The sequence below is a fragment of the Komagataeibacter swingsii genome (assembly GCF_003207895.1).
Lineage (GTDB): Bacteria > Pseudomonadota > Alphaproteobacteria > Acetobacterales > Acetobacteraceae > Komagataeibacter > Komagataeibacter swingsii.
In genome coordinates, this window is the sequence record NZ_NKUB01000015.1 from 13,939 (window position 1) to 28,070 (window position 14,132).

12 protein-coding genes and 1 riboswitch are annotated in these 14,132 nt (G+C 64.2%); of the genes, 8 read left to right on the forward strand and 4 right to left on the reverse strand.

The window, feature by feature from the left end; translation table 11 throughout:
- Window positions 1–72: 72 nt before the first annotated feature.
- The 5 genes from CFR76_RS11700 (at window position 73) to CFR76_RS11720 (ending at window position 5,445) form a co-directional block, all read left to right on the forward strand.
- Window positions 73–924, forward strand: a complete 852-nt coding sequence (locus CFR76_RS11700; RefSeq protein WP_110557234.1) for a 23S rRNA (adenine(2030)-N(6))-methyltransferase RlmJ — start codon at window positions 73–75, stop codon at window positions 922–924.
- 199 nt (window positions 925–1,123) lie between these two features.
- Window positions 1,124–2,068: a ribokinase gene (locus CFR76_RS11705; RefSeq protein WP_110557197.1), complete on the forward strand. Its 945-nt coding sequence runs from the start codon at window positions 1,124–1,126 to the stop codon at window positions 2,066–2,068.
- 20 nt (window positions 2,069–2,088) lie between these two features.
- Window positions 2,089–2,288, forward strand: a riboswitch (cobalamin riboswitch).
- 141 nt (window positions 2,289–2,429) lie between these two features.
- Window positions 2,430–4,025 (forward strand): carbohydrate porin, encoded by a 1,596-nt coding sequence (locus tag CFR76_RS11710; RefSeq protein ID WP_110557235.1) that lies wholly within the window; start codon window positions 2,430–2,432, stop codon window positions 4,023–4,025.
- 260 nt (window positions 4,026–4,285) lie between these two features.
- Window positions 4,286–4,918 (forward strand): hypothetical protein, encoded by a 633-nt coding sequence (locus CFR76_RS11715; RefSeq protein WP_244191907.1) that lies wholly within the window; start codon window positions 4,286–4,288, stop codon window positions 4,916–4,918.
- 23 nt (window positions 4,919–4,941) lie between these two features.
- Window positions 4,942–5,445, forward strand: coding sequence for a peptide deformylase (locus tag CFR76_RS11720; RefSeq protein ID WP_110557199.1), 504 nt, complete (start codon window positions 4,942–4,944; stop codon window positions 5,443–5,445).
- Window positions 5,446–5,562: 117 nt separating this feature from the next.
- Here CFR76_RS11720 and CFR76_RS11725 read toward each other — a convergent pair whose 3' ends face one another.
- Window positions 5,563–6,291, reverse strand: a complete 729-nt coding sequence (locus tag CFR76_RS11725; protein WP_110557200.1) for a response regulator — start codon at window positions 6,289–6,291, stop codon at window positions 5,563–5,565.
- Window positions 6,292–6,296: 5 nt separating this feature from the next.
- Complete coding sequence (gene phoU / locus CFR76_RS11730; RefSeq protein ID WP_025437276.1) at window positions 6,297–7,001, reverse strand: phosphate signaling complex protein PhoU; 705 nt, start codon at window positions 6,999–7,001, stop codon at window positions 6,297–6,299.
- A 173-nt stretch (window positions 7,002–7,174) separates the two neighbouring features.
- Between phoU and CFR76_RS11735 the strand changes: the two genes are divergently transcribed.
- On the forward strand, window positions 7,175–9,523 hold the full coding sequence (locus tag CFR76_RS11735) for a TonB-dependent receptor (RefSeq protein WP_110557201.1): 2,349 nt from the start codon (window positions 7,175–7,177) through the stop codon (window positions 9,521–9,523).
- Here the strand turns inward: CFR76_RS11735 and CFR76_RS11740 are convergent.
- Both CFR76_RS11740 and panB read right to left on the reverse strand, forming a co-directional pair.
- The gene (locus tag CFR76_RS11740) at window positions 9,472–10,872 is read right to left on the reverse strand and encodes an MFS transporter (protein ID WP_110557202.1); all 1,401 of its coding nucleotides are present in this window, start codon (window positions 10,870–10,872) and stop codon (window positions 9,472–9,474) included. The genes CFR76_RS11735 and CFR76_RS11740 overlap by 52 nt on opposite strands.
- Window positions 10,836–11,666 (reverse strand): 3-methyl-2-oxobutanoate hydroxymethyltransferase, encoded by an 831-nt coding sequence (gene panB, locus CFR76_RS11745; protein ID WP_110557203.1) that lies wholly within the window; start codon window positions 11,664–11,666, stop codon window positions 10,836–10,838. Before panB ends, CFR76_RS11740 begins: the two co-directional genes overlap by 37 nt.
- A gap of 105 nt (window positions 11,667–11,771) precedes the next feature.
- Between panB and CFR76_RS11750 the strand changes: the two genes are divergently transcribed.
- Window positions 11,772–12,695 carry a glucosamine inositolphosphorylceramide transferase family protein gene (locus CFR76_RS11750; RefSeq protein WP_110557204.1) on the forward strand — a complete coding sequence of 308 codons (924 nt, stop codon included), beginning with the start codon at window positions 11,772–11,774 and terminating at the stop codon, window positions 12,693–12,695.
- Between the two features lie 290 nt (window positions 12,696–12,985).
- Window positions 12,986–13,981: a hypothetical protein gene (locus tag CFR76_RS11755; RefSeq protein ID WP_110557205.1), complete on the forward strand. Its 996-nt coding sequence runs from the start codon at window positions 12,986–12,988 to the stop codon at window positions 13,979–13,981.
- Window positions 13,982–14,132 lie beyond the last annotated feature (151 nt).

The window sequence follows — 14,132 nt, forward strand, 5'->3', positions numbered from 1 at the left end:
AGCCGGCATGATCCATTAACAGTCCTGCGGAGCCTCCATATGGGGGCATGCAATCCGTGGGGCGGCCAGACCTTGAATTACAGACACAGCTATCACGCCGGCAATTTCGCCGATGTCATGAAACATGTCGTGCTGGTGGCGCTGATCGATGCGCTGCGCCGCAAGCCCGCCCCCTTTTCCGTCCTTGATACCCATGCCGGGATTGGCCTGTATGACCTGTCGGGCCGCGAAGCCCAGTCAACGGGGGAATGGCATGGGGGCATCGGCCGCCTGCTGGACGCACCACCCGATCCTGCCGCACCAACCTGTATCGAGGAATGGCTGGAGATCGTGCGCGCCACGATCGCGGCGCATGAAGGGCGGCTGTTCTATCCCGGCTCCCCCGCCATTGTCGCAGGTCTGCTGCGGCCGGGCGATACGCTGGCCTGCTGCGAACTCCACCCCGAGGACCAGCACAGCCTGCGCCGCCTGTTCCGGCATGATCCCGCCGTCTGCGTGCATGGCCGTAACGGCTATGAAGCCATCACCGGCCTGCTGCCGCCAAAACAGGCGAAGCGCGGGCTGGTGCTCATGGACCCGCCTTTTGAACAGAAGGATGAATTCCACGCCCTTGCGAACGCCATCATCACCGCCCGCCAGCGTTTTGCCACGGGCATCATCGCCGCGTGGTATCCCATCAAGCACCGCGCGCCCACGCACGCCTTCCACAATGCGCTGAAGGATGCGGGACAGCGCAACCTGCTGGCGCTTGAACTGACCCTGCGGCCACCGCTTGACCCGACACGGCTGAATGGCAGCGGCCTGCTGATCGCCAACCCGCCATTCCGGTTCGAACAGACCGCACGCGCCATCCTGGCCACGCTGTGCCAGCATCTGGGTGATGGTGAAACACAGGCAGGTGTGGAATGGATCGTCCCTGAATAACTCGTTGATAAAATAACAAAAATTTTTGGGTGCCGCTTTTTTTTCAAAAGGCGGCGTTCCTTGAAGCTTTTTGAAAAAAGCTTCACCAAAAACTTCTTTATGACGGGCCACCACCTTGCAGGACCAGGTGCCTGTATGATTGCGGGGCGAAGTCGTAAAACGATCCCTGCGCCTTCATGCCACTGTCCGGGTTCCCGCCATGCCTCCATCTCATATTGCCGTCATTGGCAGCACCAATATCGATTTTGTCGTGCATGTCGCGCGTTTCGCGCGACCGGGGGAGACGCTGCATGTCCATTCCTCCACCACCGGGCTGGGGGGCAAGGGCGCCAACCAGGCAATCGCGGTGGCCAGGCTGGGGCAGGCCGTGGCGCTGGCGGGCTGGACGGGCGCGGACATGCTGGGGGACATGGCGCGCGCCACGCTGGAACAGGGCAGGGTCGACATACGCTGGCTCATGAAAGACCCGGTCGCCGGCACCGGCCGGGCCTTCATCACCATCGACCACACGGGCGAAAACCAGATCCTTGTCGATGGCGGGGCGAACATGACGCATGGGGCGCAGGCGTGTCCCCTGCTCTGCCCGGTTCTGGATCACGCCACGCTGGTGATGATGCAGATGGAAATGCCCCCCGCACTGGTGCTGGCACTGGCCCGGCAGGCCCGCGCACGATCCATTCCCGTCATGCTGGACCCCGCGCCCGTCCCCATGGATGGCCTGCCAGAAGACCTGTACGCCCTGACGGATATCCTGACCCCCAACGAACGCGAGACCCGTGACCTGACGGGTATCGAACCAGCCGATGAAGCAACCGCCCTGCAGGCGGCACGCATCCTGCACGCGCGCGGCACACGTACGGCCATCATCAAGCTGGGGCATCGCGGGGTGGCGTATTCCGCACCGGACGGGCAGGGGTTCATCCCGCCTTTCCATGTCCGGACGGTTGATACGGTGGCGGCGGGGGACTGTTTCAATGCAGGGCTGGCCTGCGCACTGGCGCGCGGGACGGCGATCGGGGAAGCCGTGCGCTTCGCCGCCGCCTGCGGCGCGCTGGCCACCACCCGCCCCGGCGCCGCACAGGCCGCGCCAGACATGGCGGAAGTCGCAGCCCTGCTGGATCGCCCCCCGGCTGACCTTGCCTAATGGACTGTAAACGCTATAGTCCGGACCGCAAGGCCGCGATCCCGTGCAAACGGGTGGAAAAGGGAATGCCGTAAACCCCTGCGAGAGAGCATGTCCGGGGAGAGTCGGCAGCCTTACCCGCAACTGTCAACGGAGAATATTTCATCTGGCGCCGGTCAAGATGGGAGACGGAACACCGTGACCCGTAAGCCAGGAGACCCGCCGCTGTCCCTGATAATATCGCCGGACGGGCTGACCGGGGATGGGCACGAGACATGAACACGACAAGCTGGTATCCCGTCCCCCGCACCAGCGGCGGCCCGTTACAATGGGTCGCTTTTGCCGGCCCCGCATGGCCGGACCCATCCTGACGGGATGTTCCATGGAATCCCTTTTCCCCCGCGCGGCACGGCATGGCTGCACGCCTATCCTTCTCCTCGCCTGCGGCCTGATCGGCATCACGGGAACCAACGCCCATGCGCAGGTCCAGACACAGATCGCGCAGGACCGCGCCCGCCTTGGCAATTCCACCCCGCTGATCCAGCAGATTGACCCGGCCACGGTGCGCGATTCGGAACGCGCGCAGGCCAATGCGGAAGAAAAGGCCGCCTCTGCCACGGGCGGCGATGACAGGCTGGATACCAGCGGCAACCTGCTGGGCAACATGTGGGGCGCGCGGTCGTGGCTGTACAGACATGGCGTCATCTTCGACATCCAGGAAGTCGACGAGGTGTGGGGCAACGGCACCGGCGGCACGCCCAGCACCAATGGCGACGGCCAGGGTTCTGGCACCGGCCCCGCCTATGACGGCGTCACCATGCCCACGCTGACCATTGATACCGAAAAGCTGTTCGGGCTGGAGGGGGGCCTGTTCAACGTCAGCGCGCTGCAGACGCGCGGGCGCTCGATCTCGCAGGACCACCTGAACAACTTCAACCCCATCAGCGGGTTCGAGGCCGACCGCTCCACCCGCCTGTTCGAACTGTGGTACCAGCAGTCCTTCCTCAAGGGAAAACTGGACGTGAAGATCGGCCAGCAGGACCTTGATACCGAATTCCTGGTCAGCGATTACGCCTCGCTTTACCTCAACGCCAATTTCGGCTGGCCCATGGGACCGTCGCTCAATCTGTACAGCGGGGGACCGTCATGGCCGCTATCATCCCCCGCCATCCGCATCCGCTACCGCCCCGGCCAGAAATTCACCTTCATGTTCGCCGCAGCCGACGACAACCCACCCGGCAACCGCTCCAACGCCTTTGACATACAGGGCGGCGGCAACACGGCCGATCCAACAAACCAGACCACCAATGACGCCAGCGGCACACACTTCAACATGGGCACCGGCGCGCTGCTGATAACCGAACTGCAATACGCACTCAACCCGCAGCCGGCCGACATGTCCAGCACGACCAAGGACCCCGGCCTGCCGGGCGTGTACAAGCTGGGCGGTTATTACGATACGGCCCGGTTCCCCGATTACCGCTATAATACGCAGGGCCGGTCACTGGGCGGCGCAGGTGGCGTCCCGCGATGGGACCGGGGGAACTGGCTGGTTTATGGCATCATCGACCAGATGGTCTGGCGGCCATCGCCGACATCATCCCGCTCGCTGGGTGTGTTCGTGCGCGCCACGGGCAATGGGGGCGACCGCAACATGATCAGCTTCGCCATCGACGCGGGCCTGAACCTGAAGGCCCCGTTCCGGGGGCGTGGCAACGACACGATCGGGCTGGGCTGGGGCATCGGCCGCGCCAGTTCCGGCCTGCGCGCATATGACCGTACCAGGGGGGCACTGGTGCCGGGCAACGAAAACCACCTTGAACTGACCTATCAGGCGCAGGTTACGCCATGGCTGGTCATGCAGCCCGACTTCCAGTACGTCTGGCATCCCGCAGGCGGCGGCGCCGACCCGTCTTTTCCCCATCGCCGCACGGGTGATGAGGCGATCTTCGGCCTGCATGGCAGTATTACGTTCTAACGGACATGCCTGTCCCGGCCCGCGCGGACACCCCATGGCCCGGACCCGGTCCCACGCCCGCCCGGCCGGTTATGCTACCGTCGCCATGCGCATTCGCGGCCCGTAATCCGCGCATCCCCGCTACCGGATGGGCAAGAGGAGAAAAAAGCACAGGGCGGAATTGAAAATTTACATTATTGTGAGGGACAGGTCGCTTCTATACGCCTGACTCCACAGGCACATGGCTGGGTCCCGTGCCGCATTGCAAAAGGAAAAAACCGTTGCGCCGTCTTGTTGCTTTATGTCTTCCGCTTGGTATGGCCGCCTGCGCGCAGCACGCCCCCCGCCCCATGGTAAACTACTGCCAGCAGCCCGCTGTTGAATCCGCGGTGGTGGCCATTGCCAACCAGGGTGCGCCCAATGCATCCCCGGCTGTCGGTTTCGAAGGCGGGACGATCAAGAGCGCCATCTATAACGACCATGTACAGGTCATGGCCTGCCACGGCAGCCTGGTGCGCAGGGACGGCACGCGGCAGGACGGCATCGCCGTGGCCCGCCTGCCACACATGCGCACGGGATGGAAGGAAATCTGGGGCACCAGTGCCGCCAGCCACCAGTGGATATCGGATGCGGACATAGAGAAAAACAGGCAGAACCGGTACGCCGAATATTACGAACACACGCCGCAGGCCTGCAAACCCTACGCGCATGACCTGTTCTACGGTGCGCAGAAGTCGGACAAGGACACCGAACACCTGCGCGAGACCCTGTATGACTGCCTGGCGGAACATGACGTCAAGCCGCTGCGTCCCGTATCCGGCGTGGACCATACCTACAGCCCGTTCGGCATGAACTTCTACATTCCATATTACACCAACCTGAACGCGGACGATAACGGCCCCTTCCTGTACTGACCGCGAACCGGAACCCAGCCTGCATGGCCATCCTGCCGATTGTCCGCTTTCCCCACCCCTGCCTGGAACAGGGGGCGGATGCCGTTGATGCGACAGCACCCGCAAGCGCGCAACTGGCGCGCGACCTGCTGGAGACCATGCATGCCGCCCCGGGAATCGGGATCACCGCATGCCATGTGGGCATTGCGCAACGGCTGGTGGTCATCGACCTGCCAGATGGGGATGGCCCGCATGTCTATGCCAATCCCGAAATCATCTGGCAGTCGGCGGAAACCTCCACACACGAAGAAGGCAGCGTGTCCATGCCCGGCATCCATGCGCCCGTCACCCGTCCCGCGCGGGTAAGGGTGCGCCATACCCGCCCCGACGGCATGGTTGTGGAAGAGGACGCCGATGGCCTGCTGGCCACCTGCCTGCAGCATGAAATCGACCAGATCAACGGCCAATTCTGGCTGAAACGCCTGTCACGCCTGCGGCGCGATCGGGCGCTGAAGCGTTATGCCAGGCTGGAACGCGGCGGCCTATAAAAGAAGAAAGTTTTTGGTGAAGCTTTTTTCAAAAAGCTTCAAGGAACGCCGCCTTTTTGAAAAAAGGCGGCACCCAAAAACTTTTATTATTTTATCATAAATGTGCTGGATAGCCGGTCAGGCCACCCTGCCATCATCCAGCATGTAGCCACTGGACCGCACGGTGCGGATCAGGTCCGCCCCGCCCGTGGCATTCAGCGCAAGGCGCAGCCTGCGGATATGGACATCCACCGTACGCTCTTCCACGTGGATACGGTCATCCCACGCGGCGGCCAGTATTTCGGTGCGCGAAAACACCCGGCGCGGATTGCGCAGCAGGTGCAGCAGGATACGGTATTCCGTAGGCCCAAGGGCAAGCGGCGTCCCCGCGCGGCTGACCCTGCGCCCGGCATGGTCCAGCGTTATGTCGGCAAAGGTCAGCACGTCCCCGGCCGGCGTCGCGGCGGGGCTGGCCGCCCGCCCCGCGCTGCGCCGCATGACGGCGCGCACGCGCGCGTGCAGCACGTCCATCCCGCATGGCTTGACCAGGTAATCATCCGCCCCGGTATCCAGCGCATGGACGGAATCCTGTTCCTCGCCACGCGCGGTCAGCATGATGATCGGCAGGTAGCGCGTGGCTGTCGCCATGCGCAGCCTGCGGCACAGGTCAACCCCGGACAGGCCCGGCATCATCCAGTCCAGCAGGACAAGGTCGGGCTTCCATTCGCTCACCTCGCGCAGGGCGTCCAGACCATTATCCACCGGCATGACAAGATGGCCTGCCGCTTCAAGGTTGTAGGACAGCATGACGGAGAGCGCCGCGTCATCTTCCGCGACAAGGATGCGCAGCGGGCGATCTTCGAGCAAGGACGCTAGCCCCCCTGTCCTGAAAACCCGCCACGGGGGCGGACAACGGGCAGTATTTCGCCGGTTGCGGTGTAATAGACGCGTTCGGCGATATTGGTGGCGTGGTCGCCGATCCGTTCAAGGTTCTTGGCGATGAACAGCAGGTGCGTGCAGGGTCCGATATTGCGCGGGTCTTCCATCATGTAGGTGACCAGTTCGCGGAACATGGCGTTGTACAGTTCATCCACCGCCGTGTCGGACTGCCAGACTTCACGGGCAAGGTCGGCGTTGCGCTGGCTCATGGCGTCGATCGCGCGGCGCAGGTTGTCCTGCACCAGCCGCCCCATGCCCCGCAGGCCGCTGAGCGATATACGCGACGTCACCAGTTCGGTGCGCAGCGACCGCCGCGCGATGGATGCCGCGCAGTCGCCGATGCGTTCCATGTCACCTGTGATCTTGAGTGCCGAGACCACTTCACGCAGGTCCCCCGCCACGGGGGAACGCAGGGCGAGGATGCGGATGACCATCGCCTCCACATCGCGTTCCAGCTTGTCAACCTGCGGGTCGAGGTCGGCTGCGATCCCGGCGGCGTTTTCATCACGGTCGGCGATGGCGGCGACAGCCTGCGATGTCTGCTGTTCAACCAGTCCGCCCATGCGCGCCATCATGGAACGCAACTGTTCCAGTTCCTGCTCGTAACTGCTGACGATATGCGCCGATTCCTGTCCCACCCGTGAGAACCTTCCTGCCTGCCCGCACAATTATACGGGATATGCCCGATAACAGGGCTTACGATACGCCACGCGGATATAATATATCCGTCCCGGATTTGTTCAAGACGATGTCATACCCCATGGGGATGGCCCAAAATAATGAAATAAAAAGATTTCTTTCAGGAACGCCCATGCCCCGTGTCCCCTGCCCGCCCATCCTATCCAATCCGGCCGCCGTTTCCTACCGGCGCATGCTGACAATCGCGCTGGGCACGATGCTGGGCATGGGGCCGGGCATGGCGGCGGGAAATGACGGTACGCCCGCTACAGCGCCCGGCACGCCAGCCACCGGCACGCCGGCCGCCACGCATGGGCGCGCGCCCGCCGCCCCGGTGGAGACCATGACCGTGACCAGCCAGCACGTGGTGGGCACCCAGCCCGGCGGCGGCCTGATCCGGGTGGAGGACGCGCCGAAATCCGTCAGCACCATCGGCACCGATTTCATGCGCAAGCAGGCGCCCAGCGCCACGGCGTTCGACATGGTCAGCCTGCTGCCCGGGGCCAATGTCGCTTCATCCGACGCATTGGGGTTTTCACCCCAGAACAACATAACCGTGCGCGGGCTGAGCGGGGATTCGCTGGGTTACCTCCTGGAGGGCATGCCGCTTAATGACATCGCCTATTACAACGGCTATCCGGGGCAGTTCGCGGATACGGAAAATTACCAGAGCGTCTCGCTGCAGCAGGGATCGGCCGACCTTGATTCCCCCGTGCTGAATGCCGCCGGGGGGCTTATGGAGATGACCTTCCGCGATCCCTCCATGAAGGCGGGCGGATACGCGGATGTCTCATACGGGTCATACAACACCAACCGGCAGTTCCTGCGGCTGGAAACCGGGCAGATCGGGCAGACCGGCCTGCGCGGCTTCGTGTCCTATTCCCACGGCTATACCGATAACTGGCGCGGGCCGGGGCATGATGAGCGCCAGCACATCGACTTCAAATTCCTGCGCGAATGGGGGGCGGGCAACCGGGTCTCGCTGATCGGGACGTGGAACACGATGGTCGCCAGCTACTACCCGCCGGTGGACAAGGCGGACTGGCAGGCGCAGGGGCCACACGGGGCGGCCAACAACCTGGCCGCCACCTACAACCCCAATGATGCGGCGGGCGGCACGGATTACTGGCAGCTTTACCGCCAGCCCGAGCGCATCGCCTATCTCGCGGCCCCGGCGCGCTTCACGCTGGCGGACAGCGTGCACCTGAAGGTCACGCCCTATGCGCAGTGGAGCTATGGCAACGATCCCAGCGGCACGACCATGGGGGATAGCGGCCTATGCAGCGGCACGGGAAGCTGCGACGAAAACGCCGTGGTGCGCGCGAACTGGACCCAGGCCAGCTACCGTTCCGGCTTCAACGCGACACTGGACTGGCAGCTTGGCAACCATGACCTGGTGTTCGGGTACTGGTACGACTATTCTGATGACAGCGAACACCAGCCCTTCACATCCGTCAATGCGCAGGGCACGGCCGCCGACATATGGGTGGACCGCATAAGCCGCACCCTGCTGCAGCCCGATGGCCAGCAGGTGGATGCGGGCAGCTACCACATGATTTCCCAGACCAACGCGCTGTATGTCGGTGACCGGATGCATTTCCTGAACCACCTCCTGATGGTGGATGTGGGGTTCAAGGAAGTCATGCTGGACCGCCACGGCACCACCACGTCGGATAACGTGCAGACGGCGGCGGGCAGCAATTCCGCCACCCCGCTGCCGCGCATCGCGATCCGCTACCGCATAAGCCCGCGGCACATGGTCTTTTTCAACACCACGACCAATTTCCGCACGCCCGATGAAACCGCGCTGTTTGGCGGGGTGACCGCCAGTGGCGTCGCGACACAGCTGAAGAACGAATATTCCGTGTCGGAGGAACTGGGCTACCGCTATAGTGGCGACCTGATCATCGGCAGCCTGACGCTGTTCAACTACGATTTCACCAACCGCGAAATCCAGACCCAGATCGGTCAGGTGGAATCCACCATCAATGGTGGTGGCCAGACCTCACGCGGGGTGGATGTGGAAATCGGCATGAAGCCCTGGCACCATTTCGCGCCCTACCTGTCGGGGGAGTACCTGCACGCCACCATCGACAGTGACATCCCATCCAGCAACGGCATGCTGGCGACGCGGGGCAAGACGGCGGTGGAAAGCCCGACGCTGCAGGCCTCCGCCGGGCTGAGCTATGATGACGGGCACATCTTCGGCATGGCTTCCGTCCATTATACGGGACGGCAGTACTCAACCTTCATGAATGATGAACGCATGCCCGACCATACCACCGGCAACCTGGCCATCGGGTACCGCATGGACGACCATGCCTTCCTGTCCCATCCTGAATTCAGGATGAATTTCAACAATATCACCAACCAGCATTACCTGTCCGGCGTCGCGACGCCGACCCTGACCAAAGCCGACGGGCCGCAATATTATGTCGGTGGCGGGCTTGCGGTGCTGTTTACCGCCGCCACCGGGTTCTGACGGACGACACGCCGCAGCACGACCCCACCTGCCAGCAGGTACAGGATTGCCGGCACCAGCAGGAAACCGGCATGAATCCCAGCCTGTGCCTGTAGCGACTGCGCGCCCGCGCCACTGACCAGACCCGATACCGCCAGCACGCCCGCCAGCAGGCTGCCGCCCACGTCAAACGCCATTTTCGATGCGGTGGAGTTCAGCGCCCACGCCAGTCCCACCGTATGCGTGCCCGAAAACCCGTCGCCGCCGTCCATACAGTGCGCCAGCAGGGTAAAACAGACCGGGTTGCAGATCCCGACACACAGCCCGAACAGCGCCAGTGACGCGCCAGTCACCTCCACCCGCGCGGGCAGCGCGTACGCCACCAGCAGCACGCCCCCCGCCGCCAGCGTGCCTGCGCGCATGACCGGGGCCGTGCCCCACCGCGCCGCCAGCGGCAGCGACACGCCACAGCCCGCCAGCACCATCAGGCTTATGATCCCCAGCAGCCAGCCCGCCACATGGTCGCTGTCATGCAGGACGTAGCGCACGTCATAGACCAGTGCGCCGAACAGGAAGGTGCTGCCCAGCATGGTCAGCAGCATCGCCCCCGTCAGCCGCCGCCACCCCCGGTTGGCCAGCAGCCCGGCAATGCGCGCGCGCACCGTCACATCACCGCTGTCGGTCGCGACCCGTTCATGGCAGAAGCGCGAGGGCAGCCACAGCAACCCGCCCACCACGCACGCCACCACGACCATGAACAGGGCGAACCCCGCCTGCCGGTCACCATGGCCCAGCCAGTCCACCATGGGCAGCGTCGCGATGCTGACCAGCAGGCTGCCCAGCGTCGCCCCCACCATGCGGCTGGTGGCAAGGCGCAGGCGCATGTTGTGGTCGGGCGAAATCAGGCTGGTCATGGCGCCATAGGCGGTATTGGCCACGCCATACGCCACGCACAGCGCCATGTACCCGATGGTGGCGCACAGGCCGCGCACGACCACCGGCCAGCCGTGCGGCAGGGGCATGAAGACCAGCGCCACCAGCACCATGAACGGCACGATCCCGCCGCGCAGCAGCGGCAGGGCCTGCCGCCCCGCGGACCTGCGGTCAATCCAGATCCCCACCGCCGGGTCGGTCACAAGGCTGGCGGCCCGCGCGGCCATGAGCATGAACCCCACCATCTGCACCGGCAGCAGGCAGATTTCGGTATAGAAATACGCAAGGTAGCTGAGCATCAGCCCCCAGATGATGTTGAACCCCATGTCGCCCGCGCCAAATGCCACGACCTCCGCCAGCCCGATACGGGATGCGGCTGGCACGGGCGGGCGGGCCGCCATCATCCCGGCAGGCTCGTGCCGCGCACGCCAAAGCATTCTTCCGGCCCCGGAAAACCACGCGTGCGCACATCGTGCGCATACCGTGCGACGGCCTCATCAATCACGCCGCCCATATCGGCATACCGGCGCACAAAGCGTGGCGTGAATGCGCCGGATGCCCCCAGCATGTCATCCACCACCAGCACCTGCCCGTCACAGGCGGGCGATGCGCCGATACCGATGACGGGAACAGGCACATCCGTCGTGATCTGGCGCGCGACGGGTTCCACCGTGCCTTCCAGCACGATGGCGAACGCACCGGCATCCGCGATGGCGCGGGCATCCTCGCGCACCCTGCGCGCCTGCTGCGCATCACGCCCCTGCGTGCGGAAGCCGCCCGCCGTGTTGACGGCCTGCGGCATCAGCCCCACATGCCCGCATACCGGAATGCCACGCCGGGACAGGAAGCGCACGGTATCGGCCATTTCCGTCCCACCCTCCAGCTTGACCGCGCCACAGCCGGTTTCCACCATGATGCGCGCGGCATTGCCGAAAGCCTGCGCGGGGGACTGCTGGTACGACCCGAACGGCATGTCCACCACCACCAGCGCCTGCCGGGACGCGCGGACCACGGCCGCGCCATGGGCGATCATCATGTCCATGCTGACACCAAGGGTATCCGGCATGCCATAAACCACCATGCCCAGCGAATCCCCCACCAGCATCACATCCACATGCGGATCGAGCCTGCGGGCCATGGGCGCGGTATAGGCCGTAAGCCATACCCCCGGCACGTCCCCCTTGCGCACATCCCGAATGGTCCGACGCCGGGGCTGTTCCCCATTGCCCATGCCTGCTATTCCCCTGACCTGGCTATCTGTTACGGTGACATCAGGCATATTGCAGCATATCCGTGTTTGCAAATCAGCCGCCAGACAGCAACGGGAACCGCGTAAATGGGACTGGGCCGGACCGATATATGGCAGACGGGACTTCTCCACCGGCCCATGCCCGCCATACTGCGCGCGGGCACGCTGGCGGATGTGCCGGTCACGTGGCTGCCCGACCCCGGCCCCTTCCGTTTCATTGCCGACCCCTTTGGCATCTGGCACGGGGACAGGCTGTACCTGTTTGCCGAAGCCTACGACTACCGCGTGAAGGTCGGGCGCATCGATGTCTTCATCCTTGACCGCGCCTTGAACGTCACAGCCCACGCCCCGGTGCTGGTGGAACCATGGCACCTGTCCTATCCCGTCATCCTGCGCGATCGGGACGGGTCTTTCCTGATGATGCCGGAATCAGGCAGGAGCGGCATGCAGCGCCTGTACCGCGCGACCGATTTCCCCTATCGCTGGCAGGCGGTGGAAGGCTGCGCCTTTCCCGGCCCGATGATCGATGCCTCCCCCCTGTTCCATGACGGCAGGTGGTGGCTGTTCTATACCCCGTGGCATGAACGCGAACGCCCGCGCGTCGATACCCTGCACGTTGCATGGGCCGACAGCCTGGCCGGGCCATGGCACCCGCACCCCGGCAACCCGGTGCGGCGCGACATCCACAGCGCGCGCCCGGGCGGGACGCCCGTGGCGATGGATGACGGCACGATCATCCTGCCCACGCAGGACTGTGCCCATACCTATGGCGGCGCGATTACCCCGCTGGTCATCACCACCCTGACCCCGCGCGACTTTGCCGCGCACCCGCTGCCCCCCCTTGGCGCACCGGCCGCATGGCGGCCCGCGACAGACGGGCTGCATACCCTGTCCGCCGCCGGTCCCGTGACGCTGGTGGACGCCAAGCATACCAGCCGTTCGGTCATCAGGCGGGCAGGCGTGGATATCGGGCGCATGGCGCGTGAACTAACCCGGCGCACGCCGCGTTAGCAATAAACCTGAAAGAAACATATTCATGGCGGCATGGGGAAACCTGTCATGGATTTAATGTGATATTAATTAGCATTATCACATAACATGCCTATAATCTGCATCAATATGGCATGTACAATACCACCCGATAACACCCTGTCCCGATAACCGGGCAGATGCCATAGCCCGTGCGACCCGCCCCCATCCCATCGTGGCGCATGGATCCCCCACGTGCCGGCAACCCCGGCATGGCCGACCCGTTAACCGACACCGATCCTTCCAGACCCAGATACGTCAAGGACCGCCCGATGCGTGAACCACGTACCGCCCCGGCTGCCTGGCATCTGCAGCATTCCCGCCCCGAAGGCCTGGTCAGCTACCTTGACCCCTGGCAGCCGGTGGCACGACAGCTGGACATGCTTGCCAACCGCTTCAGGACCGTCAAGGCCCTGTGCGATGCGCAGGTGGACAGCCTGGCCACCGAACATGCCGCCCTGGCGGAACTGCGCGATGCGCTTGCGTTCCACCTTATGCGGGCCTGTGTCTGGTGGCAGGTCGATTTTTCCCCCCATGCCGTGACCGGCCTGCAGGCCACCAGCTTCATGCAGCATGTGCGCCGCCATACCGACAGGTTCGTGGATGATGACACGCTGCTTGATGTCATGACATGGCAACATTACATGCACCGCGCCGATAGCGGTCACATCATGGTGACCGGGACCGACCCGCTGTGCCGGGGCAATACCACCATCGTGTATGGCATCGACGGCCACCGTGGCTTCCGCTTCGCCATGCAGCGCGCGGGGCAGAAGCTGGAATGGAATGACATTACCCATGCGGACTTTGTCGCGTCCTGCCTGAACGCGCGTGCCCTGCACTGCCTGATCGAGACGGAATGCACCGCCATCGGGGAATGGGACCTGGCGCGTGAGGAACACATACAGGCCGCGCGCTACCACACCCAGCATTTCCGCACCGCGACACAGGCCAACCCGGTGGAACGCTACGCCATGGCGCTGGACCAGCTCAGCCGCTGCCATTCGCGCTTTGGCCGTTTCGAGTTCGAGAACATCGTCAACCACATGGCGTTTTCGGTCGTGCAGGCGGCGCATGGACGCGGGGCCAGCATTGCCGACATGCTGCGCCACGGGACTGGCCGGGTCGTCAGCCCCCGAATCGCCGGCAGCCTGAAGAAACGCGCCCGCGGCCACATCGCCACCGGCACCGATCCGCTGCGCCATGCCGAACTTGAAGCCATGCTGGACCAGGTTGAAACCGGGTTTGCCCTGTCGGGCGGCCGCTGATGTGACCGGGGGGAGAGAAAACATCGTCCTCCCCCCACGACATCCGCCCCTGCAATACCTATATTCAAACGGGAGTAGCAGGAGACCCGATATATGGCGCTAGCCAGAAGCAGACGACCGGCAGCACGCCGCAGGACGGTACAGCCCCGTT